We start from the raw sequence: 22,042 nt of genomic DNA, 5'->3' as shown, positions 1-22,042 counted from the left end.
GCCGGGTGCGATTGCTGCGACAGTGAATGGTTTTGACGACGACCACATCCTGAAACAGCCCACAGGTGGTTTATTCCTACCAAGTCGGAGGCCAACAGGTCCCCGACACTTTTTCTCCTGATTTACGACACACAAGGTTGGGCCTGTGGCCCTGAACCAAAAAACAGGAGACCCTATGAACATGCAACCTACAACACCCCATGTACTGCAATTCGGCAGCGTCTGCAGTGGCATCGAGGCAGTCAGCCTCGCCTGGGAACCACTGGGTATGAAAGCCGCCTGGTTTTCGGAAATCGACCCTTTCCCGTGTGCCGTGCTCGCACACCGCTACCCCCATGTGCCCAACCTCGGCGACATGACGCACATCGCCAACCAGGTACACGCTGGCGAGGTCATCGCCCCAGATATTCTGGTTGGCGGGACACCTTGCCAGGCGTTCAGCATTGCCGGCGCACGACGGGGACTGAACGACCCTCGCGGTGCCTTAACCCTCAGCTACGTGGAGCTTGCCAATGTCATCGACCAAATCCGTCTCAAAAATCATCAGTCCCCCACCACGATCGTCTGGGAAAACGTCCCTGGCGTGCTCAGTGACCGCTCCAACGCCTTTGGCTGCCTGCTGGGCGCACTGGCCGGAGAAAGCCATGCGCGCAACCCGCCAGGGGAAAAATGGGCGCACGCAGGTCACGTGTCTGGACCCCGCCGTCGCCTCGCGTGGCGGGTGCTCGACGCCCAACACTTCGGTGTCGCCCAGCGCCGCAAGCGTGTGTTTCTTGTGGCAAGTGGTCGAGACGACCTCGATCCCTGCGAAGTACTTTTTGAGCGCGACAGCGTGCGCGGGCATTCTTATGCGAGCAGCTCGCCGTGGCAAGAAGCTGCCCGCGCTGCTGGAGCAGGCCCTGCGACAGCAAGCGACTATGCCGGACTGAGCCCCTATGACAAGGTGGTCACGACATTCAGTTTCGCTGGCGGTACAGGGCCAGTCAACGTGGCGGCCTGCCTGATGGCAGCCGGTTCCAAACATGACATCTGCACCGAGAACTTCCTGGTGCAGTCGATGGCAGGCCCCCTCAGCCATACACTGAACCCGGCAACGCATGGCAAAGACTACAGGGAAGATGGTGCCAACAAAGGTATCCCGATGATGGCCTTTACCGCTCAGGACTATGGCGCGGATGCCGTAAAAGACGTCACCCCGACATTGCGGACCAGGGCCTGGCCTGCCATCGCCTTTGCACAGAACGGGCGTGGCGAACTGCGCCTGGAATCGGGTCACGGGCAGATCGCTGGCACGCTGCTCGCCAGCGGCGGAAAGCCCGGTCAGGGCATGCCAACCGTGTTCAGCGTCACCCCGCCTGACGCGCACTTCCATTACACGCCGCTTGAGCATAATGGAGAAAACTGGCAGCAATGGAGGGTCAGGCGGCTCATGCCCGTCGAATGCGAACGCTTGCAGGGCATGCCGGATGGCTGGACGCTGGTGCCATATCGCGGCGGCAAACCTGCTGCTGATACCCCCCGCTACAAAGCGATCGGCAATTCTATGGCCGTACCATGCGTAGCCTGGCTGGGTCAGCGTCTGCTCCAGGCATTGCAGACACCCGGGTGACATCGCGCTAACCAATACGGGCACGTCCTGATGCGTGTTGTTCCACACACACGCACCGTTGCCACGTCATGCTGAATACATGTTCGCCGGCGTAGCTGGCAACATCCCAGGCAGTCAAGGCCATCAAGACTGCGACACGCCGACGGTGTGTTGGCTTTCGCTATTTTCTCATTCCACCCATAGGGGCTCTCCTCCCTTGTGGCTGGGGAGCTCCTTTTTTTGGAGACTTTCCCATGGATCATCAAACCATTCGCAATCAGATGCAGTCATTGGTGCGTGACCACGTTCCTTCCAATGCCCGCAGTTTCAGGTTCAAAATTTTTGACGGCCAGCCCAAGGTGTCGACACTGGGCTTTCACATTGATCCCAAGCCTTTTGAAGGAAAGATCATCGCCAGGACGGAGGATGCCATTGTCGTCAAGACGGGCCGAATCGAGTTCGCCGTGCTTGACCGGACGCTCGTGACCGAAGATCCAGACGAAGGAGCCAGGGTGCAGGTCGAACCCTACGCACGGCATCGCTTCGACGGTCTTCGCGCAGACACCCCCGAAGAGCGCACCAAATACACCGCTGATGGCAAGCCCTACAAGCTCCAGACGTATGTCCTCGGCTCCGCCCCCGCCAAGCTTCCGATCCCGCAACCCCGCTGCCCGGAGTTACAGGAACTGATCAGGCAACTGGAGGAGCTGCCGGCACCGGATGGTTTTCGTCGGATTACGCACCTGCTGGTTGATGCGGGTGCGCGGGATTTCACCTGGGTTGATCCACTGCCCAAGGACATCATCGCTACACCACCGGCTATCAGCTTCAACACAAGCACGGCGAAATTCAATGGCCGCGTCACTGTGCAATACGAACGCGCCGACGACCTCTATGCCGTAGTGCTGAGCCACGATGGAGAGTTGGTTGAACGGGTTGACGGTGTGTTCTTCGATACCCTCGGAGACGTACTGTTCAGGCTGATCGACGATGGCAGTTGGCGTCGCATACGTGTGCGCACCATTCAAAAGCCGCTGCGACGCAAGTCATGACGCGACAGACAACCCGTCTATACGGTGGTTATCTGACCAGCATCGTTTACTTATCGCACCTCGACTGGGATACGCACCAATCCCCCGCCCCGGACAACACTTCTTCACTGTGTTGCCCGGCATACCATCCTCTCAGGAGTAACTTGTATGACTTTACGCTTCAAAGGAGCCGAATTGCGGCCCGTCATCGCCGAGGCTGTTGCCAATCAGTGCCGCATCATCCTGGTCAAGGATCAGGGTGTTTACTGGCTCGCCGAGCATGGTGAACGCCATCCCGATGGGCGTCAAAAGCTGATCGCCTACGCAATTGGCTGCAACCCTGACGTTGCGCCCTTCGACGACTGGTGGGAGCGTTCACGCGCTGAGTTCGGTGGCGATGATTTTGGTGAGTTTTTCGAACCTGGCGACAGGGTGTTTACCGGCATCCTGGATGGTGCTGGTGATCTCGAAGTGTCCGCTACCGCAACACAGATTTTCCTGCAAGTTGTCGCGACAAGCCCCGATAGCAACTGAGCCTCGTCCTCCATAGCCCCCTCATGGGCTGAGAGATCCCCAGAAACATCATCAATACACCATGATGATGTTTCGATAGGCTCTCGCCATATCGTCGTATACCCTGTCGGGGTTCATCCTCGACAGGATCCTCGGTGATTGACGGATGACATTTTCACTCAATGTCAGATACGACAACACCCTCCGAGATTTCTCACTGTTCGCCTGAAACCATCTATTTATTCCTTTGCTTTCAAGATAATAACCCGTTAGCCACATGATGATGCTGTAGAGTGTCGCTATCAGGCAGAGCACTGATATTCGCTTTTCGCCCCGACTTTTACTTGCCCTAAGCCCCAGTCCATAGCGCTCACTTTTCTCATCTCTAAAATTCTGCTCTATCTGCATACGGCGACTGTAAATTTTAACTATCTCACGTGGTTTATATCCCATCAGGCTGGTAAAAAGCAGCCACGGTTCACGCGCGCTTTTACGATACATCTTGTCCGTTTTAGGGAAGCACTGGTTACCTTTCCTGCCCGTTGCCCGCTTATGCACGGTATAGAAATGCCCGAGGCAGTCACGGCTGGCGTTGCGTGCCAGTCGCCCAAATCCCAGATAGCATGACTTCGCTCTTGACGTAATATCCCGCGCCATTTTCCATTCCTCATCCCCGATTATCTGAAAATAAAGGCGACCTCTGATACGTCCGACAAAATGCCAGCCCAGAGAGCGAATGTGGTGAAACCAACTGCTGCGAAAGCCTGCATCAGTCACAACAATGACCTGCTTATCTTTGCCGATGGCGGCAGCCATCTGATCGAGAAAATCGTTCTGAACGGTAGCGTTGTTCTGGTATTGAGAGGAAATGACTTTACTCATCAGCGGGATAGCTCTTCCATCGCACAGTAGACTCGCCCGCAAAACGCTGAGCTCCGATGACGGATAGCCGCTCCAGTCCACGGCAATAACGCATAATGAAAGGCTGCAGGTGAGGCGGGATACAAGCTTCTGATAAACAGCGGGGACATCGCTAAACATCAGGTCACTGTTGAGATGGCGGTCAACACGCTTAATCTTGTGCTTAACCCGTGCCGGTCCTGGCAGATACCTGCCGATGCTGGTCAGAGAGAGCGATGCGCCACGCGTCAGTGCAACGGTCATATCGAGCAGAGCATTTTACGGTACTGATGGAGTGAGTTCAGGGACTGGCTAAAAAATTTATGGCAAACTTGTGAAGCAGGCATAGAGGCGTGACCTTACTTTTTGGTGGAACACTAAGTAGATCACAACCTTCTATGCCTGTCTTTATTTATGGGGAACCGTCAGCCCTCATGGGGGCTTCTTTCCTATCGCGCCAGCACCTCCACCGCTGACACGCATGCGTCTCAGCCCACGACGGGCCATTCCGCCAGCGATCCCCTGGAGACACCCCCATGCGCGACCCGTTCAAGATTGACTCCCCGACCTGCATCAGTTTTTCCGGTGGCCGCACCAGTGCCTATATGCTGTGGCGCGTTTTACAGGCCAACTGCGGCCTGCCTGCCGATACCATAGTCTGCTTCGCCAACACGGGCAAAGAAGTAGAGGCTACCCTGCGCTTCGTGCGTGACTGCGCCACACATTGGAAAACCTCCATCCACTGGCTCGAATATCAGGACGCTGCACCAGGGTTCACACGGGTCGATTTCACGACGGCCAGCCGTCAGGGTGAGCCTTTCGAGGCGTTGATCCGTAAACGCCAATACCTGCCCAATCCCGTTGCTCGCGGCTGCACCACCAGCCTGAAAATTCGGCCGATGCATAAATACCTGCGCAGTCTTGGTTGGGCGGAATGGGATCAATTCATTGGCATCCGCGCCGACGAGCAACGGCGTGTCGCCAAAATTCGGGCACGCGGTCACTCCACGGAATCAAGCCATGAAATGATGTGCATGCCATTGGCCGATGCAAACATCAGCGTATACGAGGTCAGTGCGTTCTGGCAGGCGCAACCTTTCGATCTGGAACTCTTGACCGTGAAAGGCCGCACACTCGAAGGCAACTGTGATTTGTGCTTCCTCAAGCCACAGGGACAGCGACTGGCCCTCATCAAGGCCAGACCGGAAGCTGCCATATGGTGGATACGCATGGAATCACTGAATCTGGCCAGCAAAGCCAGTGGCACACGGTTTCGTATTGACGGTCCCAGCTATGCCGATCTGGCGCGCTTCGCCGCAAATCAGGGTGATCTGTTCGATTCAACCGAAGATGCGGTGGCCTGTTTTTGCGGTGATTAAATCGCGCCGCAGGGAAACCTGATTGTCTTGGGTCTGTGCTGATCAGGTGCCACTTTGGATAACGACTAGGGCAGCAATAACTGCGCCTGCGTTTTGCCTGCCGCGAGCGCCTCTTTGAACCAGTTCGGCTGCTTACCTCGACCACTCCAGGTCAGGCCTGGGTTGTCGGGATGTGCATATTTGGGAGCCACAGGATTTTTTACCCGAGGACTCGGCTTCGAGTTCGGGAAGACCTGCTCCAGCTCCAGATTTTCACCTTCCAGCAACTGCAGAATTTTCTCGCGAACAGCCTTGATGCGTTCACGTTCTCCCTTGACCAGTTGATCCTGTGCGGATGCGATCAGGTTCTTCAATTCGGCTGCGGACAGCGCCTGCAAATCAATCGACATTATTTCTCCCTCCATGGGTGATGCAGAAAGTCGTTAAGTACGCGTTTGTACCACGACAGCCATTTCCAGAGGAATGGCATCTCGAAAATAGGGAACGACTCCAGTTCATATTTCTCGTCGCGCCGGCATTGAGGCACGGGCATTCTGTCTGCATGTTTTGCTGACGTTGTCAGCGACATGCCACGCAACCACGGTCTCCAAGGTTGCGGTGCGGCAAAAACCGCATGACCAAGCCAGTTCGCACAGCATCCTCGCGCGGACGACCACCGGCTTCTACCGGTAGTGGATGCATTCGCCTTATCAACCCATCGCGGGGTGACACACCCCCGCCATCGGGCCTGGTGTGTCTCCGCTTCATTTTCAATGGAGATTTCACCATGACTCATTCTACTTCAGGCGAAAAGGCCTATTTCGATCTGCACACCGAAGGTTACGGTCGTCTGCAACGCGTACGGGAAGTTCCCGTGCGGGGTGGCCGACGTGCTCAACCCTTCCTGGCCTGCACCATCGCAGCGCTGGTCGGCTCGTCCCAAGAACCGACCACCCGCTATTTTGATGTCAAAGTCACAGGTGCCGAGGCTAAAAAACTGGTCGAACACTATGTCGGCATTGATGATCCAAAGCAGCGTCCGATGATCAAGTTCCGGCTGGGGGATCTGTGGAGTGATGCATTCATTCGCCCCAGCGGTGAGCGCAAGGGTGAACCGGCAGCCAGTCTCAAGGGACGGCTCCTGAAAGCTGAACTGATCGCCCCTGCCGCACTGCAAATAATCGAACAGTACGAGTTGGTCACTCGGGGCATTGGCTACCTCAATCGGCCCAAAGACGTCACACCGAAGAAGGGTGACCCGTTCCTCGCATGCACCATCGGTGCGCTGGCCGGGCCTGTCGAAGAACCGGAATACCGGTACATCAACACCATCGTGACCACACCGGAGGCTCAACATCTGGTGCGCCGTTGCGTGCAGGCCGTCGAGGCTGAGCGCAAGGTACTGGTGGCCTTTCGTCTCAACGACATGAAAGCTGATCCGTACCTTCGCACGAAGGGCGAGCATGCCGGCGAGCCGGCTGCGAGTCTGGAGTCCAAACTGATCCATATTGGCCTGATCAAGATCGATGGCCAATTGGTCTATCCCACTGCCAACCAGGCTCCCTCTTCCGAGCATGCTACAGCGGTATCCACTGCGTCAGAAAGGTCTGATAACAGCGTGGATATGCCGCCTACGACGCCCGGTACAACCGAACCTGAAGCGCAATCCTCGGTAGAAGAAGAGCCCGCTCTCGTCACTTCACGCTAAGCCGATCGGCAAGACCTCACATTGGGGTCTTGTCTCTTTTCCCAAGGTTATCGGTAGTACAACGCATCCCAGGAGATTATCCATGGCTACAGCAGCCGTTCAATCCACTCCCCCCATTATCGTTCGCGGCCAACTCGCAATCCGCACAATATCCGGTCGTAACGGCCGGTTCACAGTCGGTCGTCTCACCACTCACCTTGGGCTGTTCCATGTCAAAGATCCCGAACTGGAGCAGTATCCCGAAGGAAAGTATGAGGGTGAATTTGCGATTCGATATATTTATCCGAAAGCCTATCCTGTCGGCGACGGCATGCGATTCGAGATCCGGGCCAACCTGGATGGCATGACCTTGTCTGGTATCGACAAACTCAGCAAAGCAGAGGCTCGCGCCTTCGCCACGCAGGATGTCGATCCGCTTGATGAGGAATCGGGTACTCAACCCGTACCCACGCCAACCGCAACGTCCAAATCCAAGGCCAGGCCTGCCCCTGTACAAGCCACCCAGGACCCACTGGTCGACACCACGCCATTCAGCGTCGATGCACCCTCCGCGACTGTAGCGGCCTCGGACAATCCCGATAGCGATGATGCTGCATTGTTCGGCATCCTCTGGCCGCTGGGTGAATCGGTGAAGCTGGACGCAACCATTGACCGCCGCACGTTGCGCCTGCAAGTCGCGCGGTTGAGCCAGTTGAGCTATGCGTTCGACGCCACGGCCCAGCAGTGGAACCGCCAGCCAGAATCTCTGGCGACCTGATTCATCCTGTCACTGCTGCCGCATTTTTCCCCACCCACCGGAGCCCCGCCTCCCTGGGGGAGGACTCCGATTTCTTTCTGGAGCACACCATCATGTTCACAAACGATACAACCTCTTTCTCGCACGCTGACGGAAATGCCCGCATCGTACTGGATGAACAAGCCTGGCAGGTTGTCTGCAAAACAGCAGCCACAGAGGCTAGCAGGTACTGCGGGCTGGCTTACGACCATTACATTGTTCTCCTGAGCTCATCAATTGACCAGCATGTTGATCAACTACCCGAGCACCTGCGTGCACAGGCGCTGTCAATAGCACGGGAATGGGATTATGCAACGCCCGCTGAAAGGCAGGAGACCCAGGACTGGAATGCTGAAAACGGCTATTGCACACACGGTCTTGATCCGAATTGCTGTCCGGCTGGTTGCAGCGAGTATTGAACGCCAACCGTCGATCTCCACGCCGCTGATGCGGTATTTATCCACCCGCCGGGGTCTTCCCCGCAAGGGAGGTTCCCGGTCCTTTCATTTCAGGAGCCTCACCATGAGTCGGCACTACTTCACTACCTCTCACCTGGGTTTTCCCACCACTCTCTACCTCGGCTGGGATCGCCCGATGCAGTACTTCTTTCTCGTCATTGAGAAACCGGAAGAACCGATCGAGGAAGACACGTGTGACGAACACGACATCTATCTGTACAGCAACCTGCAAGAGCGTGATCCATTTGGCCATGGCCTGGATTACTACCGTGCCGTGTTGCTGCATTTTCAGATCACCGTGCCCGAGAGCATGTTCAGCGAAGTTCTGCGTGATGCCGAAAACAATGTCGGCAACCGTGTAGTCATTCATCAGGCTGACGGTTCGTTCGCCGAACGTGAAAGCTGAACGGCTCACGCGCTTTCATCCCCTTGGGGCAACACGGCCCCAAGGGTGGTGTTGCCCCTCAATTTTTTATTGAGGACACCACCATGCCCGAATCTTCATTACAGCAACCGTTGTTCCGCATCGACGAATGTACTGACCTGATGGTCGATGCCTGCGTCTGCCGCGAGAATGGCGATCTGGTCTTTGTCTCAATCTGGGCGCGGGATACTGCTATCCAGCAATTTATCGCCCGACTCACACTGGGCCGCGATGACGATGGACTGAACCAGTTTCACCTCATCACAGAGCACGGCGGCTCCGTACCTGTGTTCATCCCTTCGGTCGAGCGCCTTGAAAAGCGTCTGACCCGCAACTATCGCCGCACGCTGTTTGGATCGCTCACCAATCTGTGGCTGTTCGACCAGCGTTGCATCTGCCCTGACAAGAGCACAGCCAGCGCACTGGCGCTACTGCCGCGCTCTGCTGCTGAACCGACCGTTCGCTTGTGGCAACTCGTCAAAGATACATGTCCGCTGCCACTGCTCGACCACTGGCAAACGCCCGTGCTGGAGTTACTGAGCAGCCGCGACATGCTCCATGAGCTACCGGTCGCTCTCGGGCCGCTGCAGGGCTTTCGCCTTGGACTGGACGTGCCAGCACTCACCGATGCGCTGGGCGAGCTTATTCGTAACGGCGTTCTCACGGCCTATCCCTATCCGTCACAGATCTGGACACCGCACGCGGTGGTCTGATCATTTCACGGCAGGCGCACCTTACCAGGCACCTGCACGTTCTTTCATCATCGCCAGACAGGAGATCCCTATGGCACTCATGTTTCCCCGGCTCGCCAGAAATTTTGCCAAAAATGGCTATTACCCTACCGATGAGTCCACGCTCGAACGGACACTCGCCGCACTGGCTCCCAGCGATGAGCCCATGTGCATTATCGACCCTTGTGCAGGCGAAGGCGTTGCGATTGCCGAAGCCGCCCATGCCCTCGGGCTTGATCACACCCGTTCGTACGCTGTCGAGTACGATCAGGAGCGCGCCAGCCATGCACGGTTGTTGGTCGATCACTGCATCCATGCCGACCTGATGGATACCCTCATCTCGCGTCAGGCATTCGGTTTGCTTTGGCTCAATCCACCGTACGGCGACTTATCCAGAGATGCCAACAGCAACATCGGCTACGACGGTAAGGGCCGGCCCCGACTGGAAAAGCTGTTCTACCAGCGGACACTGCCCTTGCTGCAGTACCACGGTATTCTCGTTTTCATCATTCCGTTCTATGTGCTCGACCAGGAAATGGTGGGCTGGCTCACACGCCACTTCGCCGACCTGCGTGTCTTCCGTGCGGTAGATACACAGTTCAAACAAGTGGTGCTATTTGGTCGTCGTGCTCGCCAGCGCGATCTGGCTAGTGAAGACGTGAAGTCCACCCGCGCCCGGTTGTTGCAAATCGGGCAGGGAGAACAGGACGTAGAGGAATTGCCGCCCGAGTGGACGTCGCTTCCCTATATCGTGCCAGGCACCCAGGCCGAACCCGAGCATTTTTATCGCATCAGCATGGAGCCGATGCAGTTCGCCGAAGAAGTACAGCGTCTGCGAGGTTTGTGGCCAGCGTTCGAGACTCACCTCGGTGCCGCGCAGCAGTCGCTGCGCGCGCCTGCTCGTGCTTTATCTGAATGGCACCTGGCATTGGCCCTGGCAGCGGGTGCGATCTCCGGCGTCGTGCAGTCCCAAAGCGGCCGCACACTTGCGGTCAAGGGTGACACCTACAAGCAGAAGGCGACAAGCACCGAGTATTGCGAACGCGATGACGGTTCAATCGCCGAAACGCGCATTCTCACCGATAAGTTCGTGCCCGTCATCAGAGCATGGGACCTGTCTCCCAACTCAGCCACGCTGGGACGGATTCTCACCATCCATTAATCCCCGCAAGGGGAAGCAGTACCACCTACACACTGCTGGCCACTGAACCCGAGTTCAACACCAGCTCATTTCTCTTACCCATCGGGGCATACATCGCCCCTGGGCGGTGCATGCCCCATTTTTTGGAGCATCACCATGAGCATACAAATCGAAGCGGCCCCTGCCGTCACGCAATCACCCGAAACCGGTGATCTGTTCGGCCCTGCGAACGACGAACTCTCCATCAGCATGCAGGATTTCGTCAGCGAGTTCGGGGATGAATTGCTCGACTCTCTCAACCGGGCCAATCCACCGGTCTACAACGGTGTGCCACGTGCAAACCGCCAACGCATTCTCGCCAGTCTCAAGCGACAGTTGTTCCCCGCCCAGGCTGAGGTCGTGCATGCAGCGGCCGAGTTGCTCGTCAATCAGGGCGAGCGCGCAGCCATCGTCAATGGTGAGATGGGGACAGGAAAAACCACTGTCGGCATCGCGCTGGCGGCGGTACTCAATGCGGAAGGCTATCGCCGCACACTCGTGCTCAGCCCACCGCACCTGGTCTATAAATGGCGGCGGGAGATTCTCGAAACCGTCACGGGGGCCAAAGTCTGGGTGCTCAACGGCCCGGACACGCTGCTCAAACTGATCAAGCTGCGCGAGCAACTGAACGTGCCAGCCGATGGACAGGAATTTTTCATCATTGGCCGTGTGCGCATGCGAATGGGCTTCCACTGGAAGCCTGCATTCGTTCGCAAACGCACCCGTCACGGCACCGTTGGGCTTTGCCCACACTGCGGCACCATGGTTCACACCCTTGATGGCGAGCCCGTCAGCGCACTGGAACTCGATGCTGAGGAAGTGCGTCGCAAGTGTGGCGTTTGCAAAAGTGCCCTCTGGACACTGATGCGACCACGCAGTTTGTCAGGCAGCGATCAATCCGCAGCAGTACTGCGGGCGCTAAAACGCATTCCGACCATTGGTGAAGCCACGGCTGCCAAACTGATGAAGACCTTTGGCGATTCATTCCTGGCCTCGATGCTTGGGGACAACTTCCACCAGTTCATCAATCTGATGGACAACCGGGGGGAGTTGGTCTTTTCAGACCGGCAGGCTCAGCGCATGGAACGCGCCATGTCGAGTATGGAGTTCGGCTTCGGTGAGGGCGGCTATCAACCCAGCGAATTCGTGAAGCGGTATCTGCCGCAAAGCACGTTCGATTTGCTCATCGCCGACGAAGCCCACGAGTACAAGACAGGCGGTTCCGCGCAAGGTCAGGCCATGGGCGTGATTGCGGCCAAAACCCGCAAAACGTTGCTGCTCACCGGCACGCTGATGGGAGGCTACGCTTCCGATCTCTTCTATCTGCTGTTCCGAGCATTGCCCGGACGTATGATCGAAGACGGCTACCGACCCAGTACCAGTGGCAGCATGAACGCTGCGGCCATGGCATTCATGCGGGATCATGGCGTCCTCAAGGACATCTATTCCGAGAGCGACGGCCCGGCCCACAAGACCGCAAGAGGCTCGAAGGTCACCGTCAGAACCGTTAAAGCGCCAGGGTTCGGCCCCAAGGGCGTGCTGCGCTGCGTTCTGCCCTTCACGATTTTCCTCAAACTCCGGGATATTGGTGGCGTACTGCCCCCATATGACGAAGAGTTCAGGGAAGTCGAGATGGATGCCGAGCAAAGTGATACCTACAGCAAGCTCGCTGCCAGCCTGACGAGTCAGCTCAAGGAAGCCCTGCGTAAGCGGGACACCACCTTGCTGGGCGTGGTGCTCAATGTGCTGCTGGCCTGGTCTGACTGCTGCTTTCGTACCGAAACCGTGCGCCACCCGCGTACGCGAGAGGTACTGGCATTCACCCAGGCCCAGTTCAACGAGCTGCAGGTGATGCCTAAAGAGCGGGAACTGATCGACATCTGCAAGCAGGAGAAAGCAGAGGGGCGCAAGATCCTGGCCTATTCCGTCTACACAGGCACGCGAGATACCACCAGCAGGCTGAAAATGCTGTTGGAGCAAGAAGGTTTTCGGGTTGCGGTATTGCGCGCCAGCGTCGATGCCAGCCGCCGTGAAGACTGGATTGCAGAACAGCTCGACCGTGGCATCGATGTCCTCATCACCAACCCGGAGCTTGTCAAAACAGGGCTGGATCTTCTGGAGTTCCCCACGATTGTGTTCATGCAATCAGGGTACAACGTGTACACACTGCAGCAGGCCGCACGACGCTCCTGGCGTATCGGCCAGAAGCAGCCTGTGAAGGTGATCTACCTGGGGTATGCGGCCACGTCGCAAATGACGTGCCTGGCGCTGATGGCGAAGAAGATTCTGGTCTCTCAGAGCACGTCGGGAGACGTTCCTGAATCAGGATTGGATGTACTTAATCAAGATGGAGACTCTATTGAAGTCGCCCTGGCCCGGCAACTTGTCGCAGCCTGATGTTCCTGTCTGCCGGCGTCCCGCAAGGACGTCGGCTTTTTCACATGACACGTTGCGCTGTGGCAATGAAAACTGCCCAGAGACAACGGGATTGTTCGTCATCGCAACCCATTCCTTCGCGCACCATTTAAAACAAAGAAGGCACAACACCAGATGCAAAGTAAGATGCTTGCTTTCGACCTTATTGCAGTCACTGGAATCTATCCGCTGCCGCAGCAATCAAAGCTATGGAGTGGTTTCAGGAGGAGGAGATTTCCTTATTGGACTGCCCACTATATGTCCGATCTCGACAAAAACGACAATTTACAATATGCAGGTCTAGCAGTTGCTCCCAGCCTGAAATTGGAGATGTTAAGAGCAACGTCCGCTTCTGGCTGCGGATTCAACCCATAGTCGCCTTACGATAGATGTATCGTAAGGGCTAGCGGAAGTTCTCTGACAAATCCGAGAAGCGACTCATTTGCGCATTAGTATGTTCTCATGTTCCGTTAACTTCATTAGTCCCAACTCTTGCCACCAAGAAATTAAGCTATTGAACTCTCGATCAAGCCATTGATATTTTTCTAAGATGCGAGGCGAATCTTTAAACTTTTCAAGGTTTTCGTCAATGTGCCCACGCACTCGGTATAAATATGAATAATACGCACCAGCATGCGGCGGATATAAAAACCATGTCCAATAGCGCTGATAATAAAAGCCGTCAATATCAAGCCCATAAAAAGCAGGAGCCAATGGCATTTGCCCTTCTTTTATGGAAAAGAAATTCATAATTTCTGGATCTATGATTACCCTAGGAAAAACTGCAAGCTCCTCTTCAAGCGTGAAAGCTCGAATATATGAGCTACCAAAAATCACCCGTTCCTTGTGGAATAATTTCCCTTTAGTAATAGCGCCCCTGCAAAATATGCCATCGGAAGCTAAGTCAGCGGTTATCTTATGAATTTTCCTTGATAACCCTTTAAAACCATCCATAGTTGGCTGAGCCGATATTATTATGCAGTCGGAAATGTATGTTAGCCTTGGATCTCCAAGCTCTCTTTCTATCAGGCCGTCTTTCGTTTCTTCGTATATTGGAAGGTCTGTAGCATAGTTTGGCTCATAAGTCTCTTCATCCAGGAAGTTTAAAACTGACCTTATTTTCATAAAAATCAGGTCATCTTTTGAGTTGCGCTCTTCTATGCCTCTGATTATTTCCTTGAAGCCAAGGATATCAATAAATGCAACAAATCGCTCCTCCATTAATTCATAATTTTCTAGCATGAGGCCCTCGAAATTCACGCATTATTTTTATGTCTGCGCTATATGATTTAAGCCTAAAAAATATACTACTTCAGTAGAATTCGTCTCTGCTTGGCGCGTGACTGCAATCGTTCCAGACCTGTCTATCATTTTTTGGCAGTTTTTCGAAATCACCGGATCAGTACCGCGCTTTCTAAAACTAAGGTATTAGGGGCATAGCGTTGGATGGCCTGCAATACAACTTCGCGATCTTTCTCGTTAATACTTGATCCCAACGTTAATGTCATGTGATTAAGCATTGAAGTGCCTATCGGCAGATCAATGAAAGGCAGCTCTGGCGGTGGGGCTCCTGTTTCCAAGGTATACCATTTTTCCATGAGGTTGAGGAGCTCATGCTCATACTCATCAGGATTATCTTCATAGATGAGCTCTGGTCCTCGAATGGCCATTAGAGTAAACCGAAGCTCAGATTGATCTTCCCAGTGCGCGGACTTTATCCGGCATAACCTAGAGCCTCCAGTAATCTCAGTTATCTCTGGATTTGAGCGAACGAACTGCTTCAAATAGGCGGAAGGATCTTCGACATATAGAATTTCGCCACCGAAGGATTCCTCGTCAGCCCATGGCATAAGCACAAAGCCCTTGCCAAACATTGTTTTTTTGTAAATGGTGCTGGCGCATCATTGAGTTTAAGTCCCACCTTCTTTAATTCGCCGTCCTTGGTTTTATATGGGCGGCTAAGCTCAAGTTGCAATTTATTCACCGGAAATGGGGAGCTATTGAAGCTCAAGCGAACGCCTCGGTGTTGATCTGCATACCGGTACCACTGCCCTGATTTTTCAACAGTTGATTTCACCCAGGAGCTTACAAAGTAAGCCTGCCGCGACAGGTGAAATGTTTCAAAAGGCATCTCCGCGAGGTCATCCAAGTGATCAGCTCTTGTGAACCGGATCTTGCCACTTTGAAGGATTAATGGAAGGGTAGATGCTTTTGTGTAGTGGTGAATTTCCATTTCTCAGCTCCTGAACGGACTCCTAGACGTCAATACATCTCAAATGCGGAGAAATAATTGCGATTTGACACTGTCTACGAGAGGTTGATGACAACCACCTCGGGCTTAACGCAGCTATTTCTGGATGTCCGCTCTTGACCTATCACAGACATTATAGAATTCCGTTCAGATTTTTGTTACTTCCACCTAAATAAATTTGCATATTACCACTCCAATTTAGTCAGACCATGGTGATTATAAGGGAGCGGTGGGGCTACCTTCATAAACGGTTTACCTGTTCCAGTAACTCCCAAATATACGGGCACCGGTTGCATGAGGATCGCCAACGGAATGGCGCCGTCTTCCAGTCCCTCCGCCTCCAGATGATCCAGGTGACAGTGACGGAAAATCCGCACCAACTCATCGTCCTCGATGAGCCGAATTTCCTTGCCTGCCGCTGCAATTGGGTCAAGTTCCGGAAAACACCAGCATATGCTGAACTCGCCTCACCGATTGATAAAACTACTGCATCAGGCCCTAGCGTAGTTCAGAGAATTGCAGAGCTGGAATCATCGTCAAACAGAAAATCCCCCTCTACTTCGTCTGCGGCAACGACGCAAAATAGGAAGGCACCCAATCCGCATTCTTTGCTGATCAAACCCACGCCTCAGACGAAGGTAGCAGCTCATCGCAACAGAGAGCTGAACCATGTCACCCACACATTCAACCCGGCAGTTGTTCGTCAGTCACCTGCTGATCATTGCAGCATTGAGCAGCGGATGCACAACAACCACTGCCCCGCCCCCCTCACCGCCCATTAAAACGGTCTCCCCGGTTCCCGACGCGACGCCGGACTTCATCCCAATCGTGCGCTACGGGCGCTATACCCTTGTTGAACTGGCACCCAATGCGGCGCAACGCGACCTGCTGCTACAGGTAATTGACGTGGCAATACCCGAAGACGCCCGTGCCACCGTCGGTGATGGCCTGCGGCATGTGCTCAAACGCAGCGGTTACCAGCTCTGTGAAACAGCACAAACCCTCATTGAACTGTATTCACTTCCGCTCCCCGCCGCACACCTGCACATGGGGCCCATGACCCTACGCGACGCTCTGCTGACCCTGACTGGCTCAGCATGGGATATGCAGGTCGATGACCGAGTGCGGCAGGTGTGCTTTGTACGCGCCAGCACAGATAGCAAGGTCGGTGCAGTTTCCAGCGACCTCCCGGCCGCCAAGGCAGGTAAAGCGGCCCTGTCCGCAGGAGGTCAACCATGAACAACGCACCTACGAGGCTGAAGCGCACGGCAACCGCTGTCTCCTGGTTCCTGATCTATGCGTGGTTGAGTGTGCTCACTGTTTTTATCAGCCAGAGCTATCGCGCGATAGCCAACCTTGCTGAACGTGAACAGGTGGATGCCAGCGTGCGGCAAGTTCACGTACTGGAAGCAAGCATGGCAGAGCTGGCTGATAGCATGCAGGTACTTCAAACGCACACTCTCCCTGCCAGCGCTACAGCCCTACGGGAATTACAGCAGAATCTGGAAAATCGCCTCGCTCAAATCGAGCAGATGCAGGAAAACCAGGCTTCCACACAAGCCGTGCAAACCCTTCGTGACGAGCTTGAACGGCTCAAGTCTCAACAGGACGTTGCCCGTCCAAGCCCGCCAACCACCCACAGCACTGCCAACCCTGCAGCGACAGCGCCCAGGAACATGCCATTCCCGTTCCGCATCTTGGGTCTGGAGCTGCGTGCGGGACAACGCATGGTCTCGCTGGCACCTGCCAGCGGAAAGCTGTCATCCACACAAATCCAGCTTGTGTCGCTCGGCGAAACCGTGGGCCAGTGGCGACTGGATGCCATTGAGGGTGACACCGCAATTTTCAGCCGCGCTGGACAGACGCGCCGCCTGGCGATCCCCTGATGGAGAAGACCATGAAACGCCTGATGACGATCCTTATCGCTGCTGCGGTGACCGCCCTTCCACTCCCCACGATGGCACAGCAGCCCACCACTATGGAGTCTCGTATCGTACCGACTCGGGTCGAACAGCACCGAGACGCGCACCTGGCCCAGGACTGGGGCCTGAACACCGAAGAATGGCAGCGTTACCGCGAACTCATGGAGGGGCCACTCGGCACATACTCACCCAACCTCGACCCACTATCAGCATTGGGCATCGAGGCACGCAGTGACGACGAACGGCAACGCTATGCCGAACTGCAAGTACAGGCAGAAGCACATCGCGTTGAAAAGCTGCTGGCCTATCAACGCGCTTATGATGAAGCCTGGCAAAGGCTGAATCCTGGCATGCAGCGGGTGAACCTGCCGGATGCCGCCCCCAACAGCAACGCAATGACCGGCAGCGGCCGCACGGCAGTGTTCATCAAAGAAGACTGCCTTTCATGCACCGAGCACGTACAGCGCCTGCAAGCGTCGGGTACTGAATTCGACCTGTACATGGTCGGCTCGCGGCAAGACGATGCGCGTATCCGCGATTGGGCCAAGCGTGCCCGGATCGACCCTGTACGGGTGCGTAACGGCACCATCACCCTGAACCACGATGCCGGCCGCTGGTTGTCTCTGGGCATGCCCGGAGAACTGCCTGCCAGTCTCAGACAGATCAATGGTCAATGGCAACGCCAGCCCTGAACGCCATGCAGCGCCTGAATGTACTACTGGTGTACCTGCTGCTGACCAACCTGGCGCAGGCGCAAGAAATCCCTCCTCCCGCCTACCAGTTGGCCGCTCAACGCGCAGGGATTCCCTCCGTCGTCCTGTATGCCGTGGCGTTGCAGGAAAGTGGCGTGTACCAGAGAGAGCGCATCGTGCCGTGGCCGTGGTCTCTGAATGTCGCCGGCCAGTCACGCCGATATGCCAGCCAGGCGCAAGCCTGCGCAGGAGTGCATCAGGCGCTGCAAGACGTACCACCTACCCGCATCGACGTGGGCCTGGGGCAGATCAATCTCGGTTGGCAGAAGCACCGCTACCGCCAGCCCTGCGAATTACTCGATCCGTACAACAACCTGGCTATCGCTGCGCAGATCCTCAAAGAGCAGCACACACCCGGCGAAGACTGGCTGCTGGCGATTGGTCGCTACCACCGACCCGCTGGAGGTGCTCCGGCGGCACGCTACCGCCGCAGTGTGTCGCAGCACCTTCAGCGCGTATTAGGGCCACAACAGCAATTGTTCGCCACGACTATCAGCAAGGAGACCTCCCCATGATGCCTCATATCGCTGCCGTATACGGCCTGCTCCTGCCCCTCACCACCGTACCGCCGTTGCTGCACGCGGCACAACCGCCCATCGTGGTGAAAGACCTGGGCGGGGCATCCGCCCTGCCGTACTACGAAGCGCTAAGCCTTCAGGCACGTTCACCTGGTACGCCACGCCCCCCTATTGCACTCCCCTCGGTGCAGGTCAATCCAGCCACCGAAGCGGACATGCTGCCAGTGCGTAGCCCGAAACTCACACCCGGCACCGTAGCACGCCGGATCATTGACGCTCCTGGCCTGCAGCCGTTCTTCCTGGTCGGCGACGATGAAGCATCGCATGTGTGGCTGCAACGCCAGGGCGCATCATTGCGCGAGCGTGGTGCCGTCGGTCTGGTCGTCAACGTAGAGACTGAGGACGGTCTGGTACGCCTGCGCGCAGCCGCGCCGGGCCTGCAGCTTGCACCCGTTGCCGCCGATGACCTGGCCGAACGCCTTGGCCTGCGCCATTACCCCGTGCTCATCACCAGCACGGGTATTGAGCAATAACACGATGGCACAGACTCAGCCGGTCGAGGTACTGCTGCGCCCTCCTGTGGAGCTCTACACCGTTGCCGTTTGTGCCGGAGCCGCGCTGCTGTGCGTGGCAGCACCGTGGTCGCTCGCGCTGAGTCCGGACATCGGCATCGGTAGCGCACTGGCATTCGGTTTTTTTGGCGTACTGCGCTGGCGCGATGCGCAGGTGATCCTGCGCTACCGCCGCAATATCCGTCGCCTGCCACGTTACGTGATGACGAGCAGGAATGTGCCTGTCAGCCAACAACGCTTGTTCATTGGCAAAGGGTTTCGCTGGGAACAAAAGCACACCCACAGATTGATGCAGACCTACCGGCCCGAGTTCAGGCGCTATGTGGAGCCGACACCCGCCTACCAGTTGGCACGACACCTGGAGGAACGGCTGGAATTCGCACCCTTTCCGCTGTCGCTACTGCCCCGCCTCACAACCTGGGATATCCCGCTCAATCCAGTACGGCCATTACCGCCTGTTGGCGGCTTGCCGCGCCTGCATGGCATCGAACCGGAGGAAGTTGATGTCAGCCTGCCGCTAGGTGAACGCGTTGGCCACTCACTCGTTCTGGGCACCACACGCGTGGGTAAAACGCGGCTGGCCGAATTGTTCATCACCCAGGACATTCGTCGAAAGAATCACCTCGGCGAGCATGAAGTGGTCATTGTTTTCGACCCTAAAGGAGACGCAGATCTGCTCAAGAGGATGTTCGTCGAGGCAAGACGCGCAGGCAGAGAGAACGCGTTCTACGTGTTCCATCTGGGGTGGCCGGAGATCAGCGCCCGTTACAACGCAGTAGGCCGTTTCGGGCGAATTTCCGAGGTCGCGACGCGTATCTCGGGCCAGCTATCGGGAGAGGGAAACAGTGCGGCCTTCCGGGAATTTGCCTGGCGATTCGTCAACATCATCGCCAGGGCGTTGATTGAACTGGGGCAACGACCAGACTATATGCTGATCCAGCGCCACGTCATCAATATCGACGCCTTGTTCATCGAATACGCCCAGCACTACTTCGCCAGAACGGAACCCAAGGCCTGGGAAGTCATCGTTCAGATTGAAGCCAAGCTCAACGAGAAGAATATTCCCAGGAACATGATCGGCCGCGAAAAGCGCGTGGTTGCCCTTGAGCAATACCTCAGTCAGGCCCGTAACTACGACCCCGTACTGGATGGCTTGAGATCGGCGGTTCGATACGACAAAACCTATTTCGACAAGATCGTCGCCAGCCTGCTGCCCCTGCTTGAAAAACTCACCAGCGGCAAAATCGCCCAATTGCTGGCACCGAACTATTCGGATCTGAGTGACCCCAGGCCGATTTTCGACTGGATGCAGATCATCAGGAAACGTGCGGTAGTCTACGTCGGGCTCGATGCGCTGTCTGATGCCGAAGTCGCCGCCGCAGTGGGCAACTCGATGTTCAGCGATATGGTCTCTGTGGCCGGACACATCTACAAATTCGGTATCGACGACGGCCTGCCCGGTGCATCGGCAGACACCAAAGTACCAATCAACGTTCATGCCGATGAATTCAATGAGTTGATGGGTAACGAATTCATCCCGATGATCAATAAGGGTGGTGGTGCCGGCATCCAGGTCACCGCCTACACTCAAACCCTGAGCGATATCGAAGCACGCATTGGCAATCGCGCCAAAGCAGGTCAAGTCGTCGGAAATTTCAATAACCTGTTCATGCTGCGCGTGCGCGAGACAGCCACCGCCGAACTGCTCACCAAGCAATTGCCCAAGGTGGAGGTCTACACCACCACGGTGGTCAGCGGCGCAACCGACAGTTCAGATATCTACACCAAAACCGACTTCACCAGCAACACGCAGGATCGCATCAGCATGTCGAGCGTGCCGATGATTGAGCCGTCACACGTTGTTCAACTTCCAAAAGGGCAATGCTTTGCACTGCTACAGGGTGGCAACCTGTGGAAAGTCCGCATGCCCCTGCCTGCCCCCGATCCAGATGAAATCATGCCAACCGATCTTCAGCAATTGGCAGGTTACATGCGTCAAAGCTACACCGATACCGGTCAATGGTGGCAGAACCAGGGCTCACCTACGCTACAGGAGCAAGCGCTACCGCCTGAACTGATTGATGAGGATGCCGACCCTATTATCGACGAGAGTAAAGCGCCATGAGCGATCCAACAGCTACGGCACAACATCAGCAGACACGCCGGAAAAGCCTGCTGGCCAGTGGCATCACCTTGCCATTCAGGTTAGTGGGTGTGCTGATTGGCTCATTGCTGATTTCAATCATCGTGGAATGCGCAGGCATGCATCTTTTCTGGAAAGACCAGGGCTGGCAACACTCACAGGCGATGTTGCAGTACGAATTGGGACACCTGTCGAATAACTTTACCCGCAGCGTCATCGTGCAGGAGCCGGGCCGCACGGCACACCAGCTCATCGACACCGGCTATGAATGGATGTTCGTCAAGACCGGACTGCTTGAGCGCATACAGCAGACCGCCGAGCGGGCGCGTGCTCCCAGCCAGACACCCACGCGCGACTTTCGCTACTTTGTGAGCCAAGTCTATGTGTGGTCAGAAAACTATCTGATAGCCGCAGCCTTCACCACGCTGACGTTCATGATGCGCCTGCTGGTGCTGGTACTAACATTGCCGCTCATTGTCATGGCTGTGTTTGTGGGCCTGGTTGATGGTCTGGTGCGGCGCGATATACGCAGGTTTGGGGCGGGTCGGGAATCAGGATTCGTTTACCACAGGGCAAAAGCCGCGTTACTGCCGCTGGCTGTGCTGCCCTGGGTAGCCTATCTGGCACTGCCGGTATCGATGCATCCGCTGATGATTCTGCTGCCCGGCGCTGCATTGCTGGGCGTCGCTGTGGCGCTGACGGCGAGTAGTTTCAAGAAGTACTTGTAGCAATTCTTGTTAGTAACACTCTTATTCCACAATGTTCAGCATATGGTCATGCTAAGCAATGATTTCATTTGAGTT

Annotated in this window: 23 protein-coding genes and 1 pseudogene; 19 read left to right on the top strand and 5 right to left on the bottom strand. The window is 55.9% G+C overall.

From position 1 onward, the window contains the following. The first annotated feature begins 175 nt into the window (after nucleotides 1–175). From CLR69_RS15075 to CLR69_RS15065, 3 genes are all read left to right on the top strand, one after another. Nucleotides 176–1,609, top strand: coding sequence for a DNA cytosine methyltransferase (locus tag CLR69_RS15075; protein ID WP_129712304.1), 1,434 nt, complete (start codon nucleotides 176–178; stop codon nucleotides 1,607–1,609). A gap of 233 nt (nucleotides 1,610–1,842) precedes the next feature. Continuing rightward, nucleotides 1,843–2,640, top strand: a complete 798-nt coding sequence (locus CLR69_RS15070) for a GTPase (protein WP_129712305.1) — start codon at nucleotides 1,843–1,845, stop codon at nucleotides 2,638–2,640. A gap of 147 nt (nucleotides 2,641–2,787) precedes the next feature. Further along, a complete protein-coding gene (locus CLR69_RS15065) occupies nucleotides 2,788–3,153 on the top strand; it encodes a DUF3085 domain-containing protein (RefSeq protein ID WP_005966940.1) in 366 nt (121 codons plus the stop codon). Nucleotides 3,154–3,204: 51 nt separating this feature from the next. Here CLR69_RS15065 and CLR69_RS15060 read toward each other — a convergent pair. After that, nucleotides 3,205–4,379: pseudogene (locus CLR69_RS15060) on the bottom strand (IS4 family transposase). Between the two features lie 189 nt (nucleotides 4,380–4,568). Here CLR69_RS15060 and CLR69_RS15055 point away from each other — a divergent pair. Further along, on the top strand, nucleotides 4,569–5,411 hold the full coding sequence (locus tag CLR69_RS15055; RefSeq protein WP_129712306.1) for a phosphoadenosine phosphosulfate reductase domain-containing protein: 843 nt from the start codon (nucleotides 4,569–4,571) through the stop codon (nucleotides 5,409–5,411). A 65-nt stretch (nucleotides 5,412–5,476) separates the two neighbouring features. Here CLR69_RS15055 and CLR69_RS15050 read toward each other — a convergent pair whose 3' ends face one another. Then, nucleotides 5,477–5,800 carry an H-NS histone family protein gene (locus CLR69_RS15050; RefSeq protein ID WP_129712307.1) on the bottom strand — a complete coding sequence of 108 codons (324 nt, stop codon included), beginning with the start codon at nucleotides 5,798–5,800 and terminating at the stop codon, nucleotides 5,477–5,479. Nucleotides 5,801–6,177: 377 nt separating this feature from the next. Here CLR69_RS15050 and CLR69_RS15045 point away from each other — a divergent pair, with 377 nt between their 5' ends. The 7 genes from CLR69_RS15045 (at nucleotide 6,178) to CLR69_RS15015 (ending at nucleotide 13,063) form a co-directional block, all read left to right on the top strand. Beyond that, nucleotides 6,178–7,098 carry a DUF3577 domain-containing protein gene (locus CLR69_RS15045; protein WP_129712308.1) on the top strand — a complete coding sequence of 307 codons (921 nt, stop codon included), beginning with the start codon at nucleotides 6,178–6,180 and terminating at the stop codon, nucleotides 7,096–7,098. Between the two features lie 82 nt (nucleotides 7,099–7,180). Beyond that, nucleotides 7,181–7,855, top strand: a complete 675-nt coding sequence (locus CLR69_RS15040) for a DUF3275 family protein (RefSeq protein ID WP_129712309.1) — start codon at nucleotides 7,181–7,183, stop codon at nucleotides 7,853–7,855. 92 nt (nucleotides 7,856–7,947) lie between these two features. Then, nucleotides 7,948–8,292, top strand: coding sequence for a hypothetical protein (locus CLR69_RS15035; protein WP_129712310.1), 345 nt, complete (start codon nucleotides 7,948–7,950; stop codon nucleotides 8,290–8,292). 103 nt (nucleotides 8,293–8,395) lie between these two features. Further along, on the top strand, nucleotides 8,396–8,737 hold the full coding sequence (locus CLR69_RS15030) for a hypothetical protein (protein WP_129712311.1): 342 nt from the start codon (nucleotides 8,396–8,398) through the stop codon (nucleotides 8,735–8,737). A gap of 83 nt (nucleotides 8,738–8,820) precedes the next feature. After that, nucleotides 8,821–9,468, top strand: coding sequence for a hypothetical protein (locus CLR69_RS15025; RefSeq protein ID WP_129712312.1), 648 nt, complete (start codon nucleotides 8,821–8,823; stop codon nucleotides 9,466–9,468). A 70-nt stretch (nucleotides 9,469–9,538) separates the two neighbouring features. After that, nucleotides 9,539–10,648, top strand: coding sequence for a DUF6094 domain-containing protein (locus CLR69_RS15020; protein WP_129712313.1), 1,110 nt, complete (start codon nucleotides 9,539–9,541; stop codon nucleotides 10,646–10,648). Between the two features lie 135 nt (nucleotides 10,649–10,783). Next, nucleotides 10,784–13,063, top strand: a complete 2,280-nt coding sequence (locus CLR69_RS15015) for a DEAD/DEAH box helicase family protein (protein WP_129712314.1) — start codon at nucleotides 10,784–10,786, stop codon at nucleotides 13,061–13,063. A gap of 456 nt (nucleotides 13,064–13,519) precedes the next feature. On the opposite strand, the gene CLR69_RS15010 is transcribed toward CLR69_RS15015, so the two are convergent. The 3 genes from CLR69_RS15010 to CLR69_RS15000 form a co-directional block, all read right to left on the bottom strand. Next, entirely contained in the window at nucleotides 13,520–14,323 is an 804-nt protein-coding gene (locus tag CLR69_RS15010) for a hypothetical protein (RefSeq protein ID WP_129712315.1), read from the bottom strand. Between the two features lie 149 nt (nucleotides 14,324–14,472). Beyond that, entirely contained in the window at nucleotides 14,473–14,931 is a 459-nt protein-coding gene (locus CLR69_RS15005; protein ID WP_131534991.1) for a hypothetical protein, read from the bottom strand. Further along, nucleotides 14,862–15,314 carry a hypothetical protein gene (locus tag CLR69_RS15000; RefSeq protein WP_129712317.1) on the bottom strand — a complete coding sequence of 151 codons (453 nt, stop codon included), beginning with the start codon at nucleotides 15,312–15,314 and terminating at the stop codon, nucleotides 14,862–14,864. Before CLR69_RS15000 ends, CLR69_RS15005 begins: the two co-directional genes overlap by 70 nt. A gap of 371 nt (nucleotides 15,315–15,685) precedes the next feature. Here CLR69_RS15000 and CLR69_RS23500 point away from each other — a divergent pair, with 371 nt between their 5' ends. Genes CLR69_RS23500 through CLR69_RS14965 form a run of 8 tightly spaced genes read left to right on the top strand, consistent with a single transcriptional unit; the run spans nucleotide 15,686 to nucleotide 21,967 of the window. After that, nucleotides 15,686–16,114, top strand: coding sequence for a hypothetical protein (locus CLR69_RS23500; RefSeq protein WP_165504377.1), 429 nt, complete (start codon nucleotides 15,686–15,688; stop codon nucleotides 16,112–16,114). A 46-nt stretch (nucleotides 16,115–16,160) separates the two neighbouring features. Next, entirely contained in the window at nucleotides 16,161–16,571 is a 411-nt protein-coding gene (pilL2, locus tag CLR69_RS14995) for a PFGI-1 class ICE element type IV pilus protein PilL2 (RefSeq protein WP_433919144.1), read from the top strand. After that, the gene (locus tag CLR69_RS14990; protein ID WP_129712319.1) at nucleotides 16,568–17,218 is read left to right on the top strand and encodes a hypothetical protein; all 651 of its coding nucleotides are present in this window, start codon (nucleotides 16,568–16,570) and stop codon (nucleotides 17,216–17,218) included. The genes pilL2 and CLR69_RS14990 overlap by 4 nt, the downstream gene beginning before the upstream one ends. Before the next feature lie 11 nt (nucleotides 17,219–17,229). After that, complete coding sequence (locus tag CLR69_RS14985) at nucleotides 17,230–17,946, top strand: TIGR03759 family integrating conjugative element protein (RefSeq protein WP_129712320.1); 717 nt, start codon at nucleotides 17,230–17,232, stop codon at nucleotides 17,944–17,946. After that, on the top strand, nucleotides 17,928–18,521 hold the full coding sequence (locus CLR69_RS14980; RefSeq protein WP_129712321.1) for a transglycosylase SLT domain-containing protein: 594 nt from the start codon (nucleotides 17,928–17,930) through the stop codon (nucleotides 18,519–18,521). The genes CLR69_RS14985 and CLR69_RS14980 overlap by 19 nt, the downstream gene beginning before the upstream one ends. Beyond that, nucleotides 18,518–19,057 carry an integrating conjugative element protein gene (locus tag CLR69_RS14975; protein ID WP_129712322.1) on the top strand — a complete coding sequence of 180 codons (540 nt, stop codon included), beginning with the start codon at nucleotides 18,518–18,520 and terminating at the stop codon, nucleotides 19,055–19,057. Before CLR69_RS14980 ends, CLR69_RS14975 begins: the two co-directional genes overlap by 4 nt. A 4-nt stretch (nucleotides 19,058–19,061) precedes the next feature. After that, a complete protein-coding gene (gene traD, locus CLR69_RS14970) occupies nucleotides 19,062–21,221 on the top strand; it encodes a type IV conjugative transfer system coupling protein TraD (protein WP_129712323.1) in 2,160 nt (719 codons plus the stop codon). Further along, on the top strand, nucleotides 21,218–21,967 hold the full coding sequence (locus tag CLR69_RS14965; protein ID WP_129712324.1) for a TIGR03747 family integrating conjugative element membrane protein: 750 nt from the start codon (nucleotides 21,218–21,220) through the stop codon (nucleotides 21,965–21,967). Before traD ends, CLR69_RS14965 begins: the two co-directional genes overlap by 4 nt. Nucleotides 21,968–22,042: the final 75 nt, after the last annotated feature.

Origin of the sequence: Pectobacterium zantedeschiae (assembly GCF_004137795.1) — a bacterium.
In the GTDB taxonomy this organism is placed as follows: domain Bacteria; phylum Pseudomonadota; class Gammaproteobacteria; order Enterobacterales; family Enterobacteriaceae; genus Pectobacterium; species Pectobacterium zantedeschiae.
Note: the sequence above shows the minus strand (reverse complement) of the source record. Positions and strands in the feature narration are given on the sequence as shown.